Origin of the sequence: Micromonospora sp. CA-249363, from assembly GCF_050950185.1 — a bacterium.
Taxonomy (GTDB): Bacteria; Actinomycetota; Actinomycetes; order Mycobacteriales; family Micromonosporaceae; genus Micromonospora.
Genome location: NZ_CP192020.1, coordinates 3,992,749 through 4,016,609, shown reverse-complemented (window position 1 = coordinate 4,016,609; position 23,861 = coordinate 3,992,749). Strand labels below are relative to the sequence as shown.

Here is a 23,861-nt window from a genome sequence, read left to right as displayed (position 1 = left end):
GGTCAGGGCAGATTGACGGTGTACTCGGCGGTCTGGACCTTGCCGTCGACCTGGAAGTCGAAGAAGGCCCGGTACCGGCCGGCACTGGGGACGGTCAGCCAGAAGGCCACCGCGTCGTCGACGAGATCCCGCTCCGGGTGCACGTGCACGTACCCGAGATCACCCTCGCGGACGACGACCAGGTGCCCGTACGCGCCCAGGTACGGCTGCGGCCGCACCGGGCCGGCGGCGTCCGTGCGGGTGATCTGGAAACGCACCGGCGCCGTCACCCCGGCCGTGGGCGTGCCGGTCATCGACACCGTGAACGCCCCGGCCGTCGCCTGTGCCTGGGCCGCCGGCAACGCGGCCGGCGCGTACACGCCCGGCACGTGGTGGTCGACGCCCAGCACGAGGGGGATCTGCCGGCCGTCGGGGGCGTCGACGGAGAAGTCGGCGTAGACGCGGTACCCACCGGGCCGGGCCAGGGTCAGCGGGACGCTCCACGTGCCGTCGGCCGCCATGCTCGGATGCAGGTGCTGGTAGCCGCCCAGGTCGCGACCCACCACGATCATGTGCAGGGGCTTGTCGTGGACGACGGCGAAACGGGTCACCGGCTGCCGGTCGGTCCCGACGATCCGGAACCGGTAGTCGGCGCGTACGCCGCTCGGCTGGGACCGCTCCACGGGTTGCAACGTGTACCCGCCGGCGCTGACCGTCGTCCCGGCCGCCAGGCTCTCGCCCGCGCCGGCGTCCCCCGGGTGCGAGTGCGGGCCGGTCCCGGGTGCGTGGTCGTGCCCGACCCCCGCCGAGAGGGCGGAGCTGGACGATCCACCGCCGGGACCCGCTTGCCGCCGCGCGTCACCGGCGGGGGACGCGTCGTCCGAACCGATTCGGGCGAGACCGAAGCCGGCCAGTAGCGCCGCCACCAACCCGCCGACGAGCAACGCCAGGTGGGCGTTGGTCAGCCGCGCCCCTCGTACCGCAGCGGCGTCGTCCGGCTCGGGCCGCGACGCCTCGGCGACCGACCCACGGTCCGGGTCCGGCACGGCCGACGAGGATCCGGCCGCGACCCGGCTGCGCGCGGCCGGCACGACGCCGCCGCGCTGACGGCCGGCGCTCCCACCCTTGCGGCCGCCGCCCGACCTGGGCGTGGCCCCGCGCCGTCCGGCGGACGCCTTCGAGCCACGGGCCCGGCGCGAGGCGCTGGCGGCAGAGGAGCGACGACGCCAGGTGACGAACCCGGCGACGGCCGCGAGGACCGCGATCGCGCCGCCGACCCACAGCAGGACGCCGGACCCGCTTCCGCTGTCCGAGGACGCCGGTGCGGGAGGTACGGCCGGCGACCCGGTGGGCGCGGCCGACGCGGCGGGCGTCTGGCCCGCGGACGAGTGCTGCTCGATGGCCGCCAGCAGCGCGGGATCCGGCTGCTGGGTCGGCGGCTGCCACCCCTGCGGCGCTGTGGTCGCGCGGCCGGAGTAGCGGAAGGTCATGGTGCCGCGGACCGCGTCGCCGTCCGAGGCCACCGACAGGTAGCTCACCGAGTACTGTCCGGCCGCCGGTAGGTGCGCGAGCGAGATCACCGCCGGGAACCCGGTCGTGTACTCGCGCGGCTGGAACTGCCCGTCGACGAGGAAGTACTCCCGCACCGGCTTGGTCAGGGGCTTCGGCTCCCCGTAGGTCCAACCGTTGTCGACGCGTACGCCGTTCGGCGCGGTGATCGTGAAGTACGCGTTGGCGCCGACCTTCTCGGTGAAGTACAGCGCCACCGACGTCAACGGGGTCGTGACGGTGGCGCCGTCGGCCGGTGTGGACATCCCGAGCGTCCCGTGCGCCGTCGCGGGTTGGGCGGACGCGAGGAGGGTGACCGCCGTGGCGAGGGCGAACGCGAACAGACCCGAGACCAGCCGGCCGAAGCTCTGGGGGAGACGACGCATCTGAACATCCTCGCCACGGCGAGGCTTTTTTCAAGAGGAGCCGATCTTTTTTCACGAATGCAAAAAGGGGCGCCGGCAGACTCGTCCCGCGTGGCGCTGCCGTGCGCGCCACGCGGGACTCGCCCCGGGGTGTCAGCCGGCGCTACAGGAGCGGATCTGTGGCCGGGCGCTGCTGTTGCCGTTGAACATCGTGGTGAAGCCGAAGGTGTTGCCGCTGCCGTTGGACCGCACGGTCATCACCGTGCCGCTGCTGTCCCAGGTGGCATTGCCGTTCCAGACGGTGGAGACCCGCTGCGGCGAGGTGAGGGCCACGACCACGGTCCAGGTGGTGCTGCCGCTGACCGTCACCGACGTGTTGTACCGGTCGCCCCACACGTTGGTGGTCGACGCGGTGGCGGTGCAGGAGCCGCCGCTGGGCGGTGGGGTGGTCGCGCTGGGGGGCGGCGTGGTGCCGCTCGGCGGCGGGGTGGCGCCGTCGGGCGCGACCGCCCGGCCGGTGGACGGCGAGATCATGCCCGGGCAGAGGTTGCGGCTGGTCAGGTTGGCCATGATCTGCCCGATGGCGTCCCGGGTGTTCTGGATGCCGTCGTGCATGAGGATGACCTGGCCGGCCTGGAGGCGACTGGCGTTCGAGACGATCTGGCTGACGCTGGCGCCGTTCCAGTCCTGCGAGTCGACGTCCCAGATCACCTGGCGCATCCCGAGCGAGGAGGCGACGGACTGGAGGGTGGAGTTGGTCTCTCCGTACGGAGGCCGGAACAACTGGGGTCGGGTGCCGGTCGCCGACTGGATGGCCGAACTCGTCTGGGACAGGTCGGACTGCATCTGGGACTGACTCATCGACGTCATGTGGGCGTGGTTCCAGCTGTGGTTACCGACCCACATGCCGGCGGCCACCTGCGCCTGCGCCGCCGACCGGTTGTTCTGCACGTTCTGCCCGACGTTGAACATGGTGGCCCGTACGCCGTTGGCGCGCAGCACGTTCAGCAGAGCGCTGGTGCTGCCGGTCGGACCGTCGTCGAAGGTGAGACCGACGTAGCCGTTGCAGGTGGCGGCGTTCGACGGGGTGGCGGTGGCCACGACGACGATGCCGCACGCCGCGGCGGCGGTGACGAGGATGGACAGCGCCGCCCGTAGTGGCCTGGACCGTACGAGCGTGCCAGCGGAGACAGTGCTCATCTGAGCCCCTTCTACCGGCCCGGGCCGTCGCGGTGTGGAAGGAGAGCACGGTCCGGAGGTGGTGGGTGGTGGGTGGGGAGATCGACGGCGACCGCACGGACGTCGGATCGCATCGATCACGGTGGATCGGAGTATTGCAGCGTAAATTCGGGGCAGTCAACAAGTTCCGGAAGTCCTCCGAGAGCGGGGTGCGGTCGTCGCGGATCGACCATCCTCGTGCCGAGCAGTGGCGATCCGCCTGCGACGAGGCGCGGACCGTCGGCGCGTCGGCCCCTCGGAGGTCGAGCTCCGATCGCGGTGGTCCGGAAATTCATCGGAACTATCGGCGTCAATCCGGTCGATGAATGGCGTCCCTTGCCGTCGGTTGTGAGTTCAATTGCCTGGCCGATGCGCGGGGACCAGTGTGGACGACTGTTGACCGCCTTGGGTCTGCCGTCTGACCTTTCGCAAAGTTTCCGAGAAACGTTGACATCGCGCTCGCGTCGTACCAATACTTTCGCCACCGACGGACCTCGATGAGCGTCGATCAGGGTCGTCCACGGCGACCCGAACGCCGGCCGCCGATGGCGGGGCGGGCCGGCCGACGCCGTCGCGTCGCACGACGTCGGTGCGCGCAGGGATCCACCCGCCGGGAGGCCCGCCCGGCCGGGTGGAACTGCGCTGCGGGGCCGCCCGGAGCGGCGGACCGGGCGGTCCGGCTCGGCGCCGACAGGCGCTGGTGGCGCGGCGGTTGCTGGGCCGCCGCGCCACGCCGCTCCCGCACACCGCCCCGCCCTGTCGCGCCACACCGCGCCGCCGCGTTGCCGCGCTGTCCCGTCACACCGCGCCGCCACGTTGCCGCGCTGTCCCGTCACGCCGCGCTGCCACGCCATTACGTCGCATCGAAACCGATCCGTGCAGAGCCGGCTTTGTTGACGCGGTTTGTCCTCGATCGATCGAGATCGTTGACATGTGCCGGAATTCCATCTTGGATGGTCGATGTTGTCTTCTCGTCGGTCTGGTTGGGCGCGTTGGGTCGCCCGACGTGGGGTCGGGCCGGCCGACGCCCCGACCTTGGAGGACGGATGAGCATTTTCGCGCGGCTCAGACCACGACGGCTCCTGCCGCCGATGATCGTGGCAGTGCTGGTGGCCGTGACGCTCGGCGTGCCGGCGGCGGCGGCCGGTCCGTCGACGATCGTCAGCGCGGCCTCCGGCCGGTGCCTGGACGTGGTGGGCGGTGGCCGGACCGCCGGCACCGGGATCAACATCTATGACTGCCTCGGGCAGGCCAACCAGGCGTGGACGCTCACCGACGCCGGCGAGTTGCGGGTGTACGACGCGACGATGTGCCTGGACGTCGTCGGCCAGGACACCACGGCGCCGGCCGCCGTGCAGATCTACGGCTGCACCGGCGGCGCCAACCAGCGCTGGCGGATCAACACCAACGGGACCATCGTCGGCGTCCAGTCGGGACTCTGCCTCGACGTGACGGGTGGCGGCACCGCCAACAGCACGACGGTCGGCCTCTGGACCTGCAACGGGCAGGCCAACCAGCGGTGGACGTCGTCGTTCGGCAGCGCCGACACCCAGCCACCCACAACGCCCGGCAGCGCCCGGGTGAGCGGACTGACCTGCAACTCGGTGACGTTCGCGTGGAACGCCTCGACGGACAACGTCGCGGTGGCGTTCTACGACATCTACCACGATGGCCAGCTCATGACGTCGGTGAGCGGAAGCACCCTGTCCGCCAACCTCACCGTCGTGCCCGGCGCGACCTGGGGGCTGTACGTCAACGCGCGAGACGCCGCCGGGAACGTGTCGCAGGCCAGCTCCACCGTGACGATCACCCCGCCGCAGTGCCAGGCCGACACCGTGCCGCCGAGCACGCCGACGCAGCTCACCGGCACCGCCTCGGGCACCACCGTCACACTGCGCTGGACCGCGTCCACCGACAACGTCGGAGTCCGGGCGTACGACGTCTACCGCGGTGGCGTGAAGATCGGCGCCGTCACGGGTGCTCCGCCGGTGACCACCTTCACCGACAGCGGCCTGGCGGCGAACACCACCTACCAGTACCAGGTGGCGGCCCGCGACGGGCAGGACAATGTCTCGGGGCGCAGCGCCTCCGTCGCGGTGAGCACCGGCGCCACCTGCGCCAACCCGGTGTGCACCGTACGGCAGGTCGCCACCGACACCGACGTGCCGTGGGGGCTGGTGACGCTGCCGGACGGGACGGTCCTCTACAACCGCCGCGACGCGCACGACATCGTCCAGCTCGACCCGGCCACGGGGGCGAAGACCACCGTCGGCACGGTGCCGAACGTGCAGAGCACCGACGGTGAGGGTGGCCTGATGGGCCTGGCGATCTCGTCGAGCTTCGCCAGCGACCGCTGGCTCTACATCATGCACACCTCGCCGACCGACAACCGGATCGTGCGGATCAAGCTGGAAAACGGCCGGCTCACCACCGCCGGCGAACAGGTCCTGCTCACCGGGATCCGGCGCAACAAGTACCACAACGGCGGCCGGCTGCGCTTCGGCCCGGACGGCAAGCTGTACGCCAGCACCGGCGACGCGCAGAACGGCGCGTACGCCCAGGACCGCGCCGCTCTCGAGGGCAAGATCCTGCGACTCAACCCGGACGGCAGCGTGCCGAGTGACAACCCGTTCGGCAACTACGTGTGGAGCTACGGTCACCGCAACCCGCAGGGGCTCGCGTTCGACTCGCAGGGCCGCCTGTGGGAGCAGGAGTTCGGCAACTCGATCATGGACGAGACGAACCTGATCACCAAGGGCGGCAACTACGGCTGGCCGGCCTGCGAGGGCACCAGCGGCACCTGCGGCACCGCCGGCTACATCGCGCCGGCACGCACCTACCCGACCGCCGAGGGCTCCTGCTCCGGCATCACGATCGTGCGCGACGCGCTGTACGTGGCGTGTGCGCGGGGCGCGCGGATGTACCGCGCGGTGATCAGCGGCAGCAGCCTGACGAACGTGCAGACGTACTTCAGTGGCACGTACGGCCGGCTGCGCACGGTGGAGCCGGCCCCGGGTGGGGGTCTGTGGCTGACCACCACGAACACCGGTGACAAGGACAGCACCCCGAACAACAGCAACGAACGCGTCCTGCACGTCACCCTCGGCGGTTAGGGGCGTTCGCCGACGGTCACCGCATCGCCAGGGTGACCGTCGGCGGACGGCAGGTGCTTCTGAGGTTCGGCGAGCGTTCACGTTCCGCTCGCGGCGAGGTCATCGGGGCCGGCCGTCTCCCACCTAGCGTGGCCAGGGCATCTGCACCTGAAGAGCTGAGGTTTCGCACCATGTCCCTGCGTCACGTTCTGGCCGGCCTCGTCGTCCTGCCCGCGCTCGCCGTTCCGGTGGCCGCGCACGCGTCGACCGTCGACAGCGCCAACGCGCTGCTGCCCCAGAAGACCCACTTCGACCTCCAGGCGCACCGCGGTGGCATCGGCATGACCACCGAGGAGTCGCTGGAGGGCTTCGCCAAGGCCCTGCGCCTCGGCGTCACCACCCTGGAGATGGACACCCAGATCACCAGGGACCAGAAGGTCGTCGTCAACCACGACCGCCAGGTCAGCGCGCAGAAGTGCGCCGACACCGCGCCGGTTGTGGCCGGTGACCCGATGTACCCGTACGTCGGCAAGTACCTCAAGGACCTCACCCTCGCCCAGGTCAAGACCATGAACTGCGGCTACCAGCAACTCCCGGGCTTTCCCGAGCAGGAGCAGGTCGAGGGCTTCCGCATGGTCGAGTTGAGGGACGTCCTCGACCTCGTCAAGAGCTACCACGCGAAGCAGGTCACCCTCAACATCGAGACGAAGGTCGAGGCGGGAGCACCCGAGCAGACCGCGCCCCGCGAGCTGTTCGTCCGGCGGGTCTTCGAGGAGATCCACGCCTCCGGCATCGAGAAGCAGGTCACCATCCAGTCGTTCGACTGGGGCGCGCTGAAGGAAATGCACCGGCTCGCGCCGAAGTGGCCGCTGGTGGCCCTGACGAACTACGACTTCCTCCAGGTCGGCAAGCCCGGCGCGTCCCCGTGGCTCGGTGGGATCGACGCCGACGACTACGACGGTGACTTCGTCAGGGCGGCCGCCGCCATCCCCGGCGTCACGGCCCTGTCGCCGAACTACGGATTCCCGCAGAACGGCACCATCGCCGACCCGAACTTCCGCTTCTACCCCGACGCCAGCATGATCGCCGAGGCGCACGCCCGTGGCCTGAAGGTCATCCCGTGGACCTGCGACGACCCGGCCACCGTGTCCGCGCTGATGGACATGGGCGTCGACGGGATCATCACCAACTACCCCAACCGCGTGCGGGAGATCATGGCCGAGCGCGGCATGCGCCTGCCGAAGAGCTACCAGCCCCGCCACTGATCTCGGGTCGGCCCCGATCCGTGAACCGTCACCCGGATCGGGGCATCCAACTCTGTGACAGGTGAAATCACGGAGAAGGGACCCCCATGCGCTACGGGACGCTCACCTCGATGGCACTGAGCCTCACCATGGTCACCGGCTGCACGCCGGCGACGGAACGGCTCGGCGGTGACGCGGCGCCCGCCGGCTCGCCCCGGGCGAGCGCGAGTACCGCAGCGCCCTCGGCGTCGAGCGTTGCCGCGACCGGCAGCCCACGGCCGAGCGGTTCCGCCAGCCGCACCGCCGGGCCGACCGCCTCGGCCACCCGTACCTCGGGGTCGAGTGGGTCGAGCGGTCAGTCCAGCGCGATCCGGCAGACCGACTGGCCCAACGCCACGATCACCAACCTGCGCTTCTGCGGGCAGTCCGACGACACCGTCCGATTCCGCGACGGCTCGAACGGCTTCGACGTGCCGTGCACGATCCTGCCCGGCGGCGCCCGCCCGGTGTACGCCGAGTTCGTGGTCGAGGAGCCGGCCAACGCGCCGTCGACGGAGGACGCGCTCGTGCTGGTGGAGCTGGGCAACCCCGGTGCCGCACGTCGGCAGGCGCTGGTGCCGGTCCAGCTCTCCGACAACGGTCGAGGGCTGTACGCGTGGCCGGTCATCGCCGGCGACGCGCCGGCCGCGGGTGGCGCGCAGGTCATGACCTTCACGTCGTACCGGGTGGTGGGGCAGACCGTGGAGGCCACCGTCCGGCGCACGGATGGCGGCAGCGAGACCCGGCGGTGGCGCAAGGCCGACGGCGCCGGCAACTGGGAGCGGTTCTAGCCTTGCGCGACCGTCGGGCCGTCCACCCGCAGGGTGTCGAGGACCTCGTCGGTGCGGTCCACCCCTCCGGTCTGTCTGACCTGGACGTAGACGCCGAAGGCGCCCTCGGGCGCGACCAGGGTGACCTCGCTGAAGGACATCGTGGTGCCGCGGCACCCCGACCAACGCCCGACGCTTCCCGTCAGGGCGCCGACCGTGACCGCGCGATCGGCCGCGCGGGTGCACTCGCTGTGGTCCGGCAGGGCCGGCCTGCCCGCCGGACCGGCGAGCGACGGGCTCGCCCCGGCGAAGACCCCGGACGTCACGTTGCCCACGTCGGGCCAGGCCGCGAGGTCTGGCCCGACGAGCAGGCCCGGGCCACGGCCGGCGGTCAGACCGACCACGGCCGGGTTCCAGCCGCGGTCGCGCAACTGCCGGGCCCAGTCGTCGGGTACGGCGATCGACAGCGCTCCGGTCACGTCGCTCACCCGCGTCCAGCCGTGCGGTGCGACCGGAACCGGGGTCGATCCCGCCAGGACAAGCGTCGCCGCGGCGACGCCGACGGCGGCCACGGACCGCAGGACACGCCGCAGCGCCGGACGTGCCCGACCCGGCGGCGTGGCGAGCACGTCCTCCAGGGCCGAGGCGTACGCGGTGGCGGTCGGCCAACGCCGGTCCCGATCGCGGTGCAGGGCCCGGCGTACGACGCGCTCGACGGCGGCGGGCAGCCGGCGTGCGGTCGCCGGGGCCTGCCCGGGCGGGCCCCCGGTCAGCATGTGGTGGGTCAGGGCGCCGATCGAGTAGACGTCGGCCCGTTCGTCCAGCCCGCCGTCCGCGAGCTGTTCGGGCGCCATGTAACCGGGTGTGCCGGCGACCAGTGTGAGGCCGGAGGCGTGCGCGAGTGTCTTCGCCAGCCCCAGATCGGCGACCAGCACGCGGCTTCCCGACCGGGCGGTGTCGAAGAGGACGTTGGAGGGCTTGAGGTCCCGGTGCAGCACCCCGTTGTCGTGCAGGACCGCCACCGCGCGGGCGATGTCGACGGCGATGCGCAGGGCTTCGTGGACCGGGAGTGGACCGTCGGCCAGCCGGTCGGCGAGCGAACCGCCGTCGGCGTACGTCATCACCAGGTACGGCCGGCCGTCGGGCAGTTCGCCGACGTCCAGCACCCGGACCAGGTGGTCGGAGTCCACCTGCCGCATGAACCGTGCCTCCTGGCGGAACCGGGCCCGGATGTCGGCCCGCTGTGACCAGTTCTCGGCGAGCACCTTGACGGCGACCGGGGACCGCAGCTCGTCGTCGTACGCCAGCCACACGGTGGCGAACGCTCCGGCGCCGACGGAGTGCGCGACGCGGTACCTGCCGATCTGCGACGGAATGGACACGGCCGTATTATGCGGCGACAACACGGACGACCGGGGGGCGTCGACAGTGGACAGGTCGGAGACAGAGGAACTGGCGCGCCGGGCCGCGGCCGGCGAGGCGGCGGCGCTCGACCATCTGCTGTCCGCGATCGGGCCGCGGGTGCTGGAGCAGTGTGGTCGGTTCCTGCCGTGTCGGCAGGACGCCGAGGAGGCGGCCCAGGACGCGCTCATGCAGGTCGCCAGACATATCGAGCGGTTCGAAGGCAGGTCGTTGTTCGCGACCTGGCTGCACGCGGTGGTCGCCAACTCGGCCCGGCAGACGTACCGCTCGTTGCGGCGGCGCGCCGTGGAGCACCCCAGCGAACTGCTGCCCGTCGAGGTCGCCGACCCGCGTACGACGAGCGTCATCGCCGGGACCCGTCTGGACCTGCTCGACGCGCTGGAGAGGCTGGAGGCGCACCGGCCGGAACTCGTCACGGCGCTCGTGCTCCGCGACTTCTGCCAGTTGGACTATCCGCAGATCGCCGCTCAGATGGGCATCCCGGTCGGGACGCTCAAGTCGCGGATCCACCACGCCCGCCGGCACGTACGGGAGTCGTTGCGGGAGCGGTGAGCCCTGCACGCCGGCGGAATACGCACGGGCGCCGGTCAGGCAGGGTGCTCGATGAGCCTTCTCGACGTCCGCTGGGCCGGCACGCCGGTCGGACGATGGCCCGCGTCCACCTCCGCCGTCCACGGGGGCTGCGCGTCCGGCGTCCGCCACCGGGCCACCCGTGCCCCCGGCGCAGCCGCCGAGTCCGCGTGCTGTCCGGTGTCCACGCCGGTCGTCGGACCGCCGGCCGGTGCAATGCCCAACTCCCGCATCCGCTCGACGTACGTGCGGTAGCGGCGTTGCGCCTCACCGTGCCGCCCGGCCGAGCGCAGCACCTGCACCAACTCCAGGTGGGCGTCCTCGTCGTACGGGTCCCGGTGCACCAGCCGCATCAGGTAGACGAGCTTCTGGTCGGTGTCCGCGGTGTGCTGGGCCAGTGCCCGCAGCACGCTGGTGTGGGCGACCTGCGCCTCCTCCCGCAGCGGCTGGGCCCAGTCCTCGTACGGGTCGTCCGCGAGAAAGTCGCCGCCGTACAGCTCGTCGGCGCGGACCAGCGCGCGGGCCGTGTCGGGGTGCCCGGCCCGCAGGGCGGCCTGCGCCTCCTCGGCCGCGGTGAGGAACGTCTCGACGTCCACGTCGATCACGTCGAGGTCGACCGCCACCGAACCGCGGTCGGCCAGCACCGCCCCCCGACCGCTGGTGCTGAGCACCCGACGCAACGTGGACAGCAGCACCGACAGCCGGTTCGCGGTGCGCGACGGTGACTCGTCCGGCCAGAGCAGCTCCATCAGCCGGGCCCGGGGCACGGCCCGGCCCCGGTGCGCGACGAGGATCTTCAGCAGGTCCCGGGCCTTCTTGGACTGCCACTCGCCGTACGGGACGACGGCGCCGGCCCGGAACACCCGGAAGTCGCCGAGGGTGTGGATGACCACCGCCGGTACGCGCAGCGTGATCGCGGTGAGCCCGTCCGCGACGCCCGGGTCGAGGCGTACCCCGCAGCGGCGCAGCTTCTGCTCGGCGCCCTCGGCGCCGCGACGGGCCTGCCGACCCTGCAACCGTGCGGCGATCAGCCGGACGGTGGCCTCCTCGGCCGCGTCGCCCAGCTCCCGGCAGAGCGCCGCCGCGTCGTCGAGCAGCCCGGCGGACGCGCGTGGGTCGTCCGCCGCGAGGACAGTGAGCTGAAGCGCCTCGACGAGGGTGGCCCGTCGCCGCCCGACGGTGGCCCCGGTGCGGGCCTCGGCGGCGTCGAAGTGGGCGGCGGTGGTGTCGCCGCGCAGCAGCGCCACCCAGCCGCGCGCCAGCAGGGCGTACGGCCGGTCGAGCTCGCGAGCCATGGTGACCGCCCGATCGGCGAGATCCTGTGCGGCGGCCAGATCGTCGGCGGCACGGATCCGCGCCAGCTCGGCGAGCACCCAGGCCGGGTAGGCGGGACGCGGTGCGGACGTGGCCAGAGCGCTCAGCGCGCCCTCCAACGCCTGCCGGGCCTGGCGTGGCTCCCGCCGCCGGCGGTGCACCATCCCGAGGGCGGCCAGCGAGAACGCCTCGTCGGCGGTGACACCCGCCAGCTCCCGCAGCCGAAGCCCCGCGGCGCCGTCGGCGAGCGCCTCCTCCAACCGACCGAGCTGGCACTTGGCGGCGGCCGCCAGGGTCAGCGCGTACGGCTCGAAGCCGGAGTCACCCGCCACCTCGGTCAGTCGTACGGCCGCCTCGGCCTGCCGCAGCGCCTCGACGGCGTCACCGGCCCGCAGCAGGTGGCCGGCCAGGTTCAGGTGGACCATCAGCCGGAACAGGTTGGCGTCGGCACGGCGCAGCCCGTCGGTCGCCTCCGCCCGTCCGAGGGTCGCCGCCGCGTCGCCGGTGGCCGCGGCGAACAGGACGACCACCCGGGCGTACGCCTGGTGGGCGGTCGGTACGCCGCACGCGTGGGCGGCGCGGGCCGCCTCCTCGACGTCGGCGCCGGCCCGCTCGATGTCGTCGTCGAGCAGGTGCTGCACCGCGGCGTGGCAGTACGTCTGCACGGCGTGCGGCCCGGTCGCGCCGATCGGCGCGGTCGCCAGGAGGGCCGTCGCCAGGTGTGGTTCCCCGGCGAGGTGGTGCCGCAGCGCCGTGCGCCAGATCTGGGCGACCGGGTCGTCGGTCTCATCGGGATCCGCGGTGAGCAGGTCGGGTTGGGTGGCGAGCCACAGGTGCGCCGCCGTGCGGTCACCGGTGGTGGCGAGATGACGCAGCGCCCGCCCCGGATCACCGCTCGTGGGTTGTCGTTCTGCCGCCGACGCGTCGCCTCCACCTTCGCTGCGGGCCGGCGTCGACGTGCGCCAGGCATGGTTGACAAGGTCTCCGGACATTCACCGCTCCTGTGTTCTCTCGTGGAGGCTCAGGCGAGCGAAGAGACAACCGGGCCCTGCGAGTCGTCGCCCGGCGTGGCTTCCCCCCGGCACGATCATCGCCTCCATCGAGCGGCATCGCCATAACCAAAAGAGTCGGTGTACTTACTGACTGCAATGCGCTATCGGCATAAAGCCGCGCTCAGGTTTCCCTCAGGCCGCCGCAACGGCACCCGAACGGCCCGTACAAGCAACTGGCACGGGTGCGGGCCAGACTCCCGGTCATTGCGTGTCACCCGCCGATCGGAGCTGAGATCCGATGACCGAACAGCCAATTGTTGCTGGCCTTTCCGCCTTCTGGGGGCGGCAGCTCGCCGCCCTCCCCGAACCGCCGGACCTGCCCTTTCCGCCGACCACGGACCCGCCCGGCGACGCCCGAGTCGACCTGGGCGACGAGCTCGATCCGCAGGTCAGCGCGTTGGCCGGCGTGTTCGCGCTGCTGCGCCGCTGGGTCGGTGGTCGGGACCTGCTCGCCGCGACGCCGTCCGCGTCGTCCGGTGCCGGGCGCTGGTTGCCGGTCCGGGTCCGGCTGCCCGAGGATCCCACCTGGACCGAGCTGCGGGGCCTGGTCCGAACGGCGCTGTGTGAAGCCCGCGAGCACGATACGGAATTGCCCGAAAATCCGCTCGACTATCGGCCGGTGGTATCGATTGGGCCCGATCAACCGCCGCCCGGTAATCGTGGGACGTTGCGACTGCTGATCGACGACGCCGATGAACGACCGACGGCCACGGTGGGCGGGCACCCCCACGCCACGTCGATCGCGACCGCGCTCGCCGTCCTGCTCGACCGGGCGCGGGAACGCCCCGCGGCCCGTCTGTCCGACCTGCCGCTGCTCGACCCGGCGACCGAACGGCGGGTGGTGCGGGACTGGAACGCCACCGACACCGACTATCCGCGCGAGTCGTCGGTGCCCGCCCTGTTCGCCGAGTGGGCCCGGCGGACCCCGGACGCGCCCGCGCTGCGCGACGACGAGCGGACCCTCGACTACCGCGAGGTGGACCGGCGTGCCAACCACCTGGCCGGGCATCTGCTCCGACTCGGGATCGGCGCCGAGACGATCGTCGGGATCTGCCTCGCCGACACCACGACCTGGGTGGTCGCCGCCCTGGCCACGCTCCGGGTCGGCGCCGCGTACCTGCCGCTGGACCCCGGTTACCCGCCGGAGCGGCTGGCGCTGATGTGCCAGGACGCCGCGCCGGGCGTCATCCTGCACGCCGCCGCGCTGGCCGACCGGCTTCCCGACGACGGCACACCTCGGATCGCCGTGGACCGGCTGCCCGCCGACGACGGCCCGGCGCAGCCTCCGGCGGTGACGGTCCACCCCGACCAGCTCGCGTACGTCATGTACACGTCCGGGTCCACGGGCCGGCCCAAGGGCACCGGCGTCACCCATCGCAACATCGTGCGGCTGGTCCGCGACACCACCTTCGTCGACGTACGCCCCGACGACGTGATGGGGCAGGCCGCCACGATGTCGTTCGACGCGGCCACGCTGGAGGTCTGGGGCGCGCTGCTCAACGGCGCCTGCCTCGCGGACCTGGACATCAACGACGTGATCGTGCCGGATCGGCTCCGCGCCCGACTGCGCGACACCGGCGTGACGATGATGTTCCTGGCCACCTCCGTGGCCCGGCAGGTGGCGACCGAGGCGCCGGACGCCCTGGCCGCGCTGCGGTACCTCACCTTCGGTGGCGAACAGGCCGACCGGGCCGCCGTGGACCGGCTCCGGGCGGCCTGTCCGGGCACGACGCTCGTCAACGGGTACGGCCCGACCGAGGCGACCACCTACAGCACCACGTACGACTGCGCCCGGCTCACCGCCGCGGACCCGGTCGTGCCGATCGGCGGCCCGATCGCCAACACCCGCGTGTACGTGCTGGACCGCCTGTTGCAGCCGGTGCCGCCGGGCGTGCTGGGCGAGCTCTTCATCGGCGGGTACGGGGTGGCCCGTGGTTATCTGGGCCGCCCCGACGCGACGGCCGAGAAGTTCGTGCCCGACCCGTTCGGGCCCCGCGCCGGGGGCCGGCTCTACCGCACCGGCGACGTGGTCCGGCAGCGCCCCGACGGGTTGATCGAGTTCGTCGGCCGGTCCGACCACCAGGTGAAGATCCGCGGTTACCGGGTCGAGCCGGGCGAGGTGACCGAGGCGCTGCGCGGCGGCAAGCTGGTCCGCGACGCGATCGTGCGCGCCGACCGCGACGCCGCCGGCGACTCCCGGCTGGTCGCGTACGTCGTGCCCGACGAGGGGGTGGGCGTCGAGGCGATCCGGGAACGGGCCCGCGAGCAACTGCCCGACCATCTGGTGCCGGCCGTGTTCGTGGTCCTGCCCCGGCTGCCGCTCAACCGCAACGGCAAGGTGGACATCGCGGCGCTGCCCGCCCCCGACGCCGCCACGACGGCCGACGACGACGCTCCCCGTACGCCCACCGAGCGGGCGGTGACCGAGATCTGGCAGGACGTCCTCGGTGTGCCGGTGCGCCGTCGCGCCGACGACTTCTTCGACCTGGGTGGGCGGTCCCTGAAGGCGACCCGGGTCCGCTCCCGGCTCGCCGCCGCGATCGGCGCGGAGGTGCCGTTGCGGCTGATCTTCGACCACCCCACGGTCGCCGGGCTGGCCGCCGCGCTGGACCGGATCAGCGGCGTGCCCGCCGATTCCGCCGAGCCGGTCGCGCCGGTCGTGCTGGACGGGCCGCCCCCCGCCGATCTCGCGGGCCTGCTCGACCAGCTCGAACAGGGCATCGCCCGATGATCGGCGCGCTCACCCCCGCGCAGTTGCGCCAGCGGGTGGACGCCCTGCCACCCGAGCGGCGGCGGACGTTCCTCGCGGCGATCGAGGCTGACGGCGACCGGTACGGCATCCACCCGCTCACCGCCGCCCAGGAGTGGATGCTCCTGCTGGCCCAGCTCCGACCGGACAGCCCCGCCTACCACGTGCCGTACCGGGTGGACCTGCGCGGCGAGGTGGACGTCACCGCGTTGCGCGGCGCGCTCGACGAGATCGTGGCGCGGCACGAGGCGCTGCGCACGGTCTTCGTGCCACTGGACGGCCAGTCGTACCAGATGGTCCTGCCGCCCACCGGTCTGCCGCTCACGGTCGTGGACGTCGCGCCGGAGCGGATCGACGAGTACGCCGCCGCCGAGGCGGTACGCCCGTTCGACCTGGCCCGGGGGCCACTGGTGCGCGCCACCCTGTGCCGCACCGGCCCGAGCGAATTCTCGCTGCTGCTCAGCCTGCATCACGTGGTCTGCGACGGCTGGAGCATGGGTCTGCTCTTCGAGGAGTTGTCGGCGGCGTACGCGGCCCTGCGCGAAGGCCGTGCCGTGGCGTTGCCGGCGGTTCCCCGGGACGTGCCGGCGGCGCTGGCCCAGGACCGGCTGCTCGGCCCGACCGAGGTGGCCCGGCGCCTCGCCTGGTGGCGTGACGCGCTGGCCGGCGCACCGCCCGGTCTCGACCTGCCCACCGACCGGCCCCGCCCGGCGGAGCTGGAGGACGCCGGCCACGAGATCGAGTTCTCCTGGCCGCCGGCGCTGGCCGACCGGGTCGCCGAGGCGCAACGACGCACCGGCGCGACCCCGTACATGATCTTCGCGGCGGCCTGGGCGGCGCTGCTGCACCGGCGCAGCCAGCAACCGGACCTGCTCATCGCCACCCCGGTGGCGAACCGGCAGACGCTCGACAGCGAGACCGCCGTCGGCTTCTTCGTCAACACCCTGGTGCTGCGCAGCCGGGTCGACGGTGGACTGACCTTCGCCGCGCTGCTGGACCGGCTCCGCGACTCGGCGCTGACCGCGCTGACCGACCCGGTGCCGTTCGACGCCCTGGTGCAGGAGCTGCGCCCGGTCCGCGACCCCGGCCGTCATCCCCTCGCTCAGGTCATGTTCGCCGTCGAGGACGGCTGGGAACAGCGGCTGACGCTGCCCGGCGTGACCGTGCTGACCAGCGGCGAGACGCACACCGGCACGTCCATGTTCGACCTGACGCTGACCGTCATCGTGCACGAGGGTCGGATCGACGGGCGGATCGAGTACCGGACCCGGCTCTTCGACGAGTCCACCGCCCGCGCGCTCGCCGACCAGCTCGACACCCTCCTCATGGCCGCGCTCGCCGCCCCGGACACCCCGGTGGAGCGGTTGCCGCTGCTCGACCCGGCCGCCGCTCGGGACCTCGTCGACAGCTGGGCCGCCACCGCGCCCGCGGCGCCGGACCAGCCGACCCTGGGCGAGCTCGTCGCCCGTCAGGCCCGGACCAACCCGGACGCGGTCGCCGTGGCGTACCGCGATCAGGCCGTCACCTACCGGGACCTGGACGCGCGGGCCGACCGGCTGGCCCGGACCCTCGCCGCCCGGGGCGTGCGGGCCGAGACGACCGTCGGCGTCTGCCTGCCGGCCGGCCCCGACTGGGTGATCACCTTCCTCGCCGTACTCCGAGCGGGTGGGGTCTATCTGCCCCTGGACCCGCAGCTACCGGCGGCCCGGCTGGCGCACCTGCTCGCCGACTCCGCCGCCGCGCTGGTGGTCACCACTGCCGACGCGCAGCTCGCGCTCCCCGCCACCGACCTGCCGCTGCTGCTCCTCGACGACCCCGCGCCCGACGACGACGCTGCGCCGCTCGCGGCCGTCCACCCGGACGCCGCCGCCTACCTGATCTACACGTCCGGCTCGACCGGGCTGCCCAAGGGCGTGATCGGCACGCACCGGGGGCTGGCCAACCTCGCCGAGGCGCAGGCCCGGCTGGTCGGCGTCCAGGCCGGCGACCGGGTGCTGCAGTTCCACTCGATCGGGTTCGACGTCGCGCTGTCCGACGTGGTCACCGCGCTCACCGTCGGCGCGACCCTGCGCCTGCTCGGCCCCGACGAGCGCACGCCCGGCCCCGACCTGGCCGCCGCGCTCGTCCGGCACCGCGTCACGGTCGCCGACCTACCGCCGGTGGTCCTCGACGCGTTGGACCCCGCCGCCGTCCCCGACCTGCGGATACTCACGGTGGGTGGGGAACCCTGCGCGCCGGACGTCGCCGCCGCCTGGTCGCGCGGCCGGCTCCTGATCAACGGGTACGGCCCCACCGAGGCCACCGTCACCGCCACCGCCGCCCGCTGCGTGGACACCGACGCCGACCTGCCGATCGGTTGTCCGCTGACCGGGGTACGCGCCTACGTCCTCGACACCGAGCTGCGGCCGGTGCCGCCCGGAGTGCCCGGCGAGCTGCACCTCGGCGGCGTGGGAGTGGCCCGCGGCTACCACGGGGACCCGGCGCTCACCGCCGGCCGATTCCTGCCCGACCCGTACGCGCCCACGCCGGGGGCACGGATGTACGCCACCGGGGACCTGGTCCGGTGGCGTGCCGACGGGCAACTGGTCTTCCTCGGCCGGGCGGACAACCAAGTCAAGATCAACGGGTTCCGGATCGAGCTGGGCGAGGTGGAAGCGCACCTGCGGCAGTACCCGGGCGTACGCCGGGCCGCCGCCGTGGTGCGGACCGACTCGCCCGGCGGCCGGCGACTCGTCGGCTACCTCGTGGGCGACGGGTTGGCGGTGGACGACCTGCGCCGGAGCCTGCTGCGGCGGCTGCCCCGCTATCTCGTGCCGAGCGCCTTCGTGGTGGTGCCCGACCTGCCGTTCACGTCGAGCGGCAAACTCGACGCGTCCCGCCTGCCCGCGCCCGCCGTGGCCCGCGCCGACCTCGGCGCCGCGTACGTGGCACCCGACGGGGCCGTCGAAAAAGCCATCGCCGACACCTGGCGACAGGTGCTCGGGGTCGACGACGTCGGGGCGGACGACAACTTCTTCGATCTCGGGGGAACGTCGCTGCTGCTGGCGCGGGTGCAGACCCGACTCGCCGAGCGGCTGGGCCGACCGGTCCCCGCGGTGGAGCTGTTCCGCCACCCGACCGTCGCGCAACTGGCCCGCTTCCTCGACGGCGGGTCCGCACCGACGCCGACGCCGACGCCGGCCGGCGGCCGCCGACGAGACGAACGCAAGCAGGCGCTGGCCGACCGGGCCCGCCGGGCTCGCCCGGTGCCGGCGGGGGAGGGACGAGCATGAGTGACCAGGAGACCGGACTGGAGATCGCCATCGTCGGGATGGCCGGCCGCTTCCCGGGCGCGGCCGACGTCGACGAACTGTGGCAGCGGGTCCTCACCGGCGAGGAGACCATCACCCGGTTCACGGACGCGGAGCTGGCCGCCGCCGGGCTGAGCGAACCGGAGCGGAGGCACCCCGACCACGTACCGGCGCACGGCGCGCTGCCGGACGTCGACCGCTTCGACGCCGCCTTCTTCGGCTACTCACCCCGTGACGCCCGGCTGCTCGACCCGCAACAGCGGCTCTTCCTCCAGACGGCCTGGACCGCCCTGGAACGCGCCGGTCACCTCACCGGGGACCCCGACCGGTTGGTCGGCGTGTACGCCGCCGCGGCCGCCAGCGGCTACCTCCTGCACCACCTGTTCCGTAACCCGCGGCTCGACTCGGTCTCCGAGTACGAGCTGATGCTGGCCAACGACAAGGACTCGCTGCCCACCCGGGTGGCGTACCACCTGGACCTGCGAGGGCCCGCCGTCGCGGTGCAGACGGCGTGCTCGTCGTCGCTGGTCGCCGTACACCTCGCCGCGCAGGCGCTGCTCGCCCGCGAGTGCGACGTCGCGCTCGCCGGCGCCGCGCACGTCCTGCTTCCCGGCGGCACCGGCTACCGCCACGAGGTCGGCGGCATCATGTCCCGCGACGGGCACTGCCGGCCCTTCGACGTACGGGCCACCGGAACCGTGGGAGGCGACGGCGCCGCTGCGGTCGTCCTGCGCCGGCTGGCGGACGCCCGCGACGACGGCGACACGGTGTACGCGGTCATCCGGGGCTCCGCCATCAACAACGACGGCCGTGTGAAGGTCGGCTTCACCGCGCCCGGTGTGGACGGTCAGGTGGCCGCGATCCGGGCCGCCCAGGAGGTGGCCGAGGTCGACCCGGCCACGATCGGCTACGTCGAGGCGCACGGCACCGGCACCGAGCTGGGCGACCAGATCGAGCTGCGCGCGCTGACCGAGGCGTTCCAGAGCGCGGCCGGGGGCCGGGGCTGTGCGCTCGGCTCGATCAAGGCGATCGTCGGTCACCTCGACGTCGCCGCCGGCGTCACCGGGCTGATCAAGGCCGCGCTGGCGCTGCACCACCGGGTGGTGCCACCCAGCCCGTACTGCACCGAGCCGCACCCGGCGCTGGCCGGCGGGCCGTTCCGGGTGCCCGCCACGGCGCAGCCCTGGCCCGACCTGGGCACGCCGCCCCGCGCGGCGGTCAGCTCCTTCGGGATCGGGGGCACCAACGCCCACGTCGTGCTCCAGGCCGCCGAACCGGCGGAACGTCTCCCCGACGACGAGCGGTCCGCGCACGTGCTGGTGCTCTCCGCCCGGGACGCCGACGCGCTCGCCGAGGCCCGTACGCAGCTCGCCGCCCGCCTGGACGCGAACCCGGACGTGCCGCTGGCCGACGTCGCGTACACCCTGGCCCACACGCGGCGCGCGTTCGGCCACCGCCTGGTCGCCGTCGCCCCGGATGTCCGCACCGCCGCCGCCCGGCTCGCCGACCGCGACTCGTCGCTGGTCCGCACCGGCGTCGCCACCGGTACGCCGGCCGGGGTGGCGCTGCTCTTTCCCGGCCAGGGCGCGCAGTACGCGGGGATGGGCCGCACCCTGTACCGCACCGAACCGGTCTACCGGGCGGCCTTCGACCGCTGCGCCCAGCTGCTGCGCCCGCACCTCGACGTGGACCTGCGTACGCTGCTCTGCCCACCCGGCGAGCCGGTCCCCGCCGTACCGGAGCTGGACGAGACCCGACTCACCCAGCCGGCCCTGTTCGCCGTCGAGTACGCCCTCGCCGAGCTGCTGCGCCATCGGGGCGTACGCCCGGTCGCGATGGCGGGACACAGCCTCGGCGAGTACGTGGCCGCGTGCCTGGCCGGCGTCTTCACGCTGCCCGACGCGCTCGCCACCGTGGCCGTACGCGGCCGGCTCATGCAGGCGCAGGCCCCCGGCTCGATGCTCTCGGTGGCGCTCGGCGTGGACGAGGTCACCGCGCTGCTGCCCGCCGGCGTGGAGGTGGCCGCCGCCAACGCGCCGCGCCTCGTCACCGTGTCCGGCGCGACCGCCGCCGTCGGCGCGTTCGCCGCCGACCTGCGGGGGCGCGGGGTGGCCTGCCGGGAGGTGCGCACCTCGCACGCGTTCCACTCGGCCATGATGGAGCCCGCCCTGGCCGGCTTCGCCGCGCACCTGCGCGAGGTTCCGCTCAGCCCGCCCGACCTGCCGATCGTGTCGAACGTGACCGGACGCTGGCTCACCGACGACGAGGCCACCGACCCCGACTACTGGGTGCGGCAGCTCCGCAGCCCGGTCAACTTCACCGCCACCGCCGACCTGCTGCTGGGCGAGCGGTACGCGCTGCTGGAGGCCGGTCCGGGTCGCACCCTGGCGACCCTCGTCCGCCAGCACGGGGCGGCCCGCGGGGCGACGGTGCTGACCAGCCTGCCCGCCGACCGCACTCCGGCCGGGGAGGACGACGCCGTCGCGCTGGCCGTCGGCCGGCTCTGGCTCGCCGGGGCGCCCGTCGACTGGCCCACCGGGCGACGGCGGGTGCCCCTGCCCACGTACCCGTTCGCCCGCGAGCGGCACTGGGTCGACGCGTACCGGCCGGGTCCGGTCACGGTCGACGAGAGCGAGCCGGTCACCGCCGCCACACCGCCGACGGTCCCGGAGGCTGCCGCCGTACCGACCGACGAGCCGTACGAGGTGGTGCGGCGGATCTGGGTGGACCTGCTCGGGGTGGACGAGATCGGCCCCGACGACGACTTCTTCGAGCTGGGCGGCCACTCGCTGCTCGGCACCCGCGTGGTGGCACGGCTGCGCGACGCGTTCGGCGTCGACCTGCCGCCTGCCGCGATCTTCGAGTCACCCACCCCCGCCGCGCTGGCGCGTACCGTCGCCGCGCTGGTCCGACCCGCTCCCGCCGTACCGGACGGCGACCTCACCGACCTGCTCGCGGAGATCCGGGCGCTCTCGCCGGAGAGTCTCGCCCGCGAGCTGCACCTGGCCCGACACGAGGAAGGCAACCCCAATGGCTGACGAACACCGCGTGGTGGTCAACGACGAGGAGCAGTACGCCCTGTGGCCCCGGCACCGGGAGGCGCCGGCCGGGTGGCGGGACGCCGGATGCGCCGGCAGTCGCGAGGAGTGCCTGGACTTCGTCACGCGCACCTGGACCGACATGCGTCCTCGCAGCGTCCGCGAACACCTCGCCAGCTGAAACGGTCGGTCACCGCCAGGCCGAGCGACGCCGGCCGCCAGCCAGGCGGTAGTGCGGCCTCGATGCTGGCTCGGCCCCGGCGGTGGCCCGGTCGACCGAGGTAGGTGTCCGTGCTGCCTGTCGAGCTGCCCCAGAAGTGGGGCAGCTACCAGGCGCCCCGAGCTGCCGCACCCCCAACGCCGAGCTGTCAATGTATCGTTGACACGATGACGACGCCGTTGGCTGGCCTGGCCGAGGTGCGTGCCGCTCGGGCGCACCTGGACGAGCGGGAGGCCGAGCTGATCGACCGCGCCCGCCATGACGGCGCGACCTGGGCGCAGATCGCGGCGGCACTGGGCCTCGGCACCCGGCAGGCCGCCGAGCAACGCCGGCAGCGTCTGGCGGTGGCGCGACGTGCGCGGCGGCAGGACCTGGACCGGGGCTACCCGCGTCAGATCGCCGCCCTGCGAGCCGCGGTGGCCGAGCTGGGGCGCTGGATCGCGACAGACCGGCGGTGGGACTCCCGCTTCCGCCGGGCGGCGCTCGTGCGGAGCACCGTGGACGCCGCCCTGGACGCCGACCCGGGCTCGCTCCACGCCCTGGTCCTGCACCTGCGTACCGACCTCGACGATGCCGGCGACCGGCTGCCGCCGCCGGTGCGGGCGGTGGCGGCAACGCTGGAGACCGCGTTGTCAACGCGGGATTGACAGCTGCCAACGGCATTGCCCGGGCCTGGCTCAAGAACCAGGATGTGAGTCGATCCGACTCAACCTGGGAGGGCTCATGCGGCGTAACGCGAGTCTGTTCGTGGCGATCTCGATGCTGTCCGGCTTCGGCAGCAGCGCCATGGCCCTCGTGTCCGGCATCTGGATCCTGGACCTCACCGGCTCCGCCGGCCTGGCCGCCCTCGCCGGGCTCTGCGTCTACGCCCCGGTGCTCGCCGGCCCGTGGCTCGGCGGCCTGCTCGACCGTGCGCCCCGGCGACCACTGGTGATCGCCGTCAACCTCCTGCTGGCGGCCGCGCTGCTGGCGCTCCTCGCCGTGCGTGGCCCCGAGCAGACGTGGGTCATCTTCGCCGTCTCGTGCGCCTACGGCGTCAGTTACGTGCTCATCGACGCGGGGGAGACCGCGCTGCTGCCGTCGGCGCTGTCGGCGGCGGAACTCGGCGTCGTCAACGGGTGGCGGTCCAGCGCCCAGGAGGGCATGAAGCTCGTCGCGCCGCTCGCTGGCGCGGGCCTCTACGCCTGGCAGGGCGGCCACGCGGTCGCCGTGCTGAGCGCGGCGATGCCGATCCTGGTCGCCGTCCTCTACCTGGCGGTCCGCCTGAACCGGACGCCGCCCGAGCGACTGATGAGGCGGGACCGCGGGTTCCGTAGCGGACTGTCGGTCCTGACCGGGCAGCGGTCTCTTCGCGTGCCGGTCCTGCTCGCCGGAGTGTCGATCGCCATGTCCGGCTTCGTGACCGCCGCCCTCTACACGATCGTCGTCGCGGACCTACGCCTGCCGACGACCTTTCTGGGGGTGCTGGCCAGTGCCCAGGGCGCCGGCTCCGTCCTGGGTGGAATCATCGTCGGCCGGCTCCTGACCCGGTGGGGTCCCGTACCCGTCGGGCTCGCCGGAACGGCGCTGTTCGCCGTGAGCTGTCTCGCGCGATGTCTGCCCTGGTGGCAGGCGATGGTGGCGGGTGCGCTCGTCGCCGGCGTCGGGCTGCCGTGGACCCTTGTCGCGGCGGTCACCGCCGTGCAGACGCACACCCCCTCGGCGCTGCTCGGCCGGGTCGCCGCGACGGCCAACACCGCGATGTTCGGGCCGCTGGTCCTCGCAATCCCGCTCGGTTCCGCCGCCGTCCACCTGGGCGGCCGCCCACCGGTCCTCGCCGCCACCGCGCTCTGCGCGCTCGCCGCGACCGCCGCCGCTCGCGATCGTTGGCCGCTCAGCAACATGACACGCCGGCGACACCGCTGCTCAACAGCCAACGATCAGCACCGAGCGACGTCCGCGACCGGTTGAC

General features: G+C 73.3%; 14 protein-coding genes. 10 read left to right on the top strand and 4 right to left on the bottom strand.

Going from position 1 to position 23,861, the window contains the following annotated elements; translation table 11 throughout:
• Positions 1-2 precede the first annotated feature (2 nt).
• Together ACQPZK_RS18345 and ACQPZK_RS18340 are read right to left on the bottom strand one after the other, a co-directional pair.
• Complete coding sequence (locus tag ACQPZK_RS18345; protein WP_433534150.1) at positions 3-1,913, bottom strand: copper resistance CopC family protein; 1,911 nt, start codon at positions 1,911-1,913, stop codon at positions 3-5.
• Between the two features lie 132 nt (positions 1,914-2,045).
• Complete coding sequence (locus ACQPZK_RS18340; protein ID WP_433534149.1) at positions 2,046-3,092, bottom strand: polysaccharide deacetylase family protein; 1,047 nt, start codon at positions 3,090-3,092, stop codon at positions 2,046-2,048.
• A 1,064-nt stretch (positions 3,093-4,156) separates the two neighbouring features.
• Between ACQPZK_RS18340 and ACQPZK_RS18335 the strand changes: the two genes are divergently transcribed.
• The 3 genes from ACQPZK_RS18335 (at position 4,157) to ACQPZK_RS18325 (ending at position 8,276) form a co-directional block, all read left to right on the top strand.
• Positions 4,157-6,223, top strand: a complete 2,067-nt coding sequence (locus tag ACQPZK_RS18335) for a PQQ-dependent sugar dehydrogenase (protein ID WP_433534148.1) — start codon at positions 4,157-4,159, stop codon at positions 6,221-6,223.
• Between the two features lie 170 nt (positions 6,224-6,393).
• The gene (locus ACQPZK_RS18330) at positions 6,394-7,467 is read left to right on the top strand and encodes a glycerophosphodiester phosphodiesterase family protein (protein ID WP_433534147.1); all 1,074 of its coding nucleotides are present in this window, start codon (positions 6,394-6,396) and stop codon (positions 7,465-7,467) included.
• Positions 7,468-7,553: 86 nt separating this feature from the next.
• Positions 7,554-8,276, top strand: coding sequence for a hypothetical protein (locus ACQPZK_RS18325; protein WP_433534146.1), 723 nt, complete (start codon positions 7,554-7,556; stop codon positions 8,274-8,276).
• On the opposite strand, the gene ACQPZK_RS18320 is transcribed toward ACQPZK_RS18325, so the two are convergent.
• Positions 8,273-9,637 carry a serine/threonine-protein kinase gene (locus ACQPZK_RS18320; RefSeq protein WP_433534145.1) on the bottom strand — a complete coding sequence of 455 codons (1,365 nt, stop codon included), beginning with the start codon at positions 9,635-9,637 and terminating at the stop codon, positions 8,273-8,275. The two genes, ACQPZK_RS18325 and ACQPZK_RS18320, sit on opposite strands and share 4 nt — an antisense overlap.
• A gap of 46 nt (positions 9,638-9,683) precedes the next feature.
• Between ACQPZK_RS18320 and ACQPZK_RS18315 the strand changes: the two genes are divergently transcribed.
• Positions 9,684-10,229, top strand: a complete 546-nt coding sequence (locus tag ACQPZK_RS18315; RefSeq protein WP_433534144.1) for an RNA polymerase sigma factor — start codon at positions 9,684-9,686, stop codon at positions 10,227-10,229.
• Positions 10,230-10,264: 35 nt separating this feature from the next.
• On the opposite strand, the gene ACQPZK_RS18310 is transcribed toward ACQPZK_RS18315, so the two are convergent.
• The gene (locus tag ACQPZK_RS18310; RefSeq protein WP_433534143.1) at positions 10,265-12,553 is read right to left on the bottom strand and encodes a BTAD domain-containing putative transcriptional regulator; all 2,289 of its coding nucleotides are present in this window, start codon (positions 12,551-12,553) and stop codon (positions 10,265-10,267) included.
• Positions 12,554-12,851: 298 nt separating this feature from the next.
• On the opposite strand from ACQPZK_RS18310, the gene ACQPZK_RS18305 reads away from it, so the two are divergent.
• From ACQPZK_RS18305 to ACQPZK_RS18280, 6 genes are all read left to right on the top strand, one after another.
• Positions 12,852-15,344 carry a non-ribosomal peptide synthetase gene (locus ACQPZK_RS18305; protein WP_433534142.1) on the top strand — a complete coding sequence of 831 codons (2,493 nt, stop codon included), beginning with the start codon at positions 12,852-12,854 and terminating at the stop codon, positions 15,342-15,344.
• A complete protein-coding gene (locus tag ACQPZK_RS18300) occupies positions 15,341-18,634 on the top strand; it encodes a non-ribosomal peptide synthetase (protein WP_433534141.1) in 3,294 nt (1,097 codons plus the stop codon). Before ACQPZK_RS18305 ends, ACQPZK_RS18300 begins: the two co-directional genes overlap by 4 nt.
• On the top strand, positions 18,631-21,690 hold the full coding sequence (locus ACQPZK_RS18295) for a type I polyketide synthase (RefSeq protein WP_433534140.1): 3,060 nt from the start codon (positions 18,631-18,633) through the stop codon (positions 21,688-21,690). The genes ACQPZK_RS18300 and ACQPZK_RS18295 overlap by 4 nt, the downstream gene beginning before the upstream one ends.
• Positions 21,683-21,871: an MbtH family protein gene (locus tag ACQPZK_RS18290; RefSeq protein WP_433534139.1), complete on the top strand. Its 189-nt coding sequence runs from the start codon at positions 21,683-21,685 to the stop codon at positions 21,869-21,871. The genes ACQPZK_RS18295 and ACQPZK_RS18290 overlap by 8 nt, the downstream gene beginning before the upstream one ends.
• Before the next feature lie 206 nt (positions 21,872-22,077).
• The gene (locus ACQPZK_RS18285; protein ID WP_433534138.1) at positions 22,078-22,557 is read left to right on the top strand and encodes a hypothetical protein; all 480 of its coding nucleotides are present in this window, start codon (positions 22,078-22,080) and stop codon (positions 22,555-22,557) included.
• A 76-nt stretch (positions 22,558-22,633) separates the two neighbouring features.
• A complete protein-coding gene (locus ACQPZK_RS18280) occupies positions 22,634-23,860 on the top strand; it encodes an MFS transporter (RefSeq protein ID WP_433534137.1) in 1,227 nt (408 codons plus the stop codon).
• Position 23,861 lies beyond the last annotated feature (1 nt).

Bases quoted from the DNA above. Each gene is read 5' to 3' on its own strand.
- ACQPZK_RS18345 (WP_433534150.1), bottom strand. From the start codon at position 1,913: ATGCGTCGTCTCCCCCAGAGCTTCGGCCGGCTGGTCTCGGGTCTGTTC.
- ACQPZK_RS18340 (WP_433534149.1), bottom strand. From the start codon at position 3,092: ATGAGCACTGTCTCCGCTGGCACGCTCGTACGGTCCAGGCCACTACGG.
- ACQPZK_RS18335 (WP_433534148.1), top strand. From the start codon at position 4,157: ATGAGCATTTTCGCGCGGCTCAGACCACGACGGCTCCTGCCGCCGATG.
- ACQPZK_RS18330 (WP_433534147.1), top strand. From the start codon at position 6,394: ATGTCCCTGCGTCACGTTCTGGCCGGCCTCGTCGTCCTGCCCGCGCTC.
- ACQPZK_RS18325 (WP_433534146.1), top strand. From the start codon at position 7,554: ATGCGCTACGGGACGCTCACCTCGATGGCACTGAGCCTCACCATGGTC.
- ACQPZK_RS18310 (WP_433534143.1), bottom strand. From the start codon at position 12,553: ATGTCCGGAGACCTTGTCAACCATGCCTGGCGCACGTCGACGCCGGCC.
- ACQPZK_RS18305 (WP_433534142.1), top strand. From the start codon at position 12,852: ATGACCGAACAGCCAATTGTTGCTGGCCTTTCCGCCTTCTGGGGGCGG.
- ACQPZK_RS18300 (WP_433534141.1), top strand. From the start codon at position 15,341: ATGATCGGCGCGCTCACCCCCGCGCAGTTGCGCCAGCGGGTGGACGCC.
- ACQPZK_RS18295 (WP_433534140.1), top strand. From the start codon at position 18,631: ATGAGTGACCAGGAGACCGGACTGGAGATCGCCATCGTCGGGATGGCC.
- ACQPZK_RS18290 (WP_433534139.1), top strand. From the start codon at position 21,683: ATGGCTGACGAACACCGCGTGGTGGTCAACGACGAGGAGCAGTACGCC.
- ACQPZK_RS18285 (WP_433534138.1), top strand. From the start codon at position 22,078: ATGACGACGCCGTTGGCTGGCCTGGCCGAGGTGCGTGCCGCTCGGGCG.
- ACQPZK_RS18280 (WP_433534137.1), top strand. From the start codon at position 22,634: ATGCGGCGTAACGCGAGTCTGTTCGTGGCGATCTCGATGCTGTCCGGC.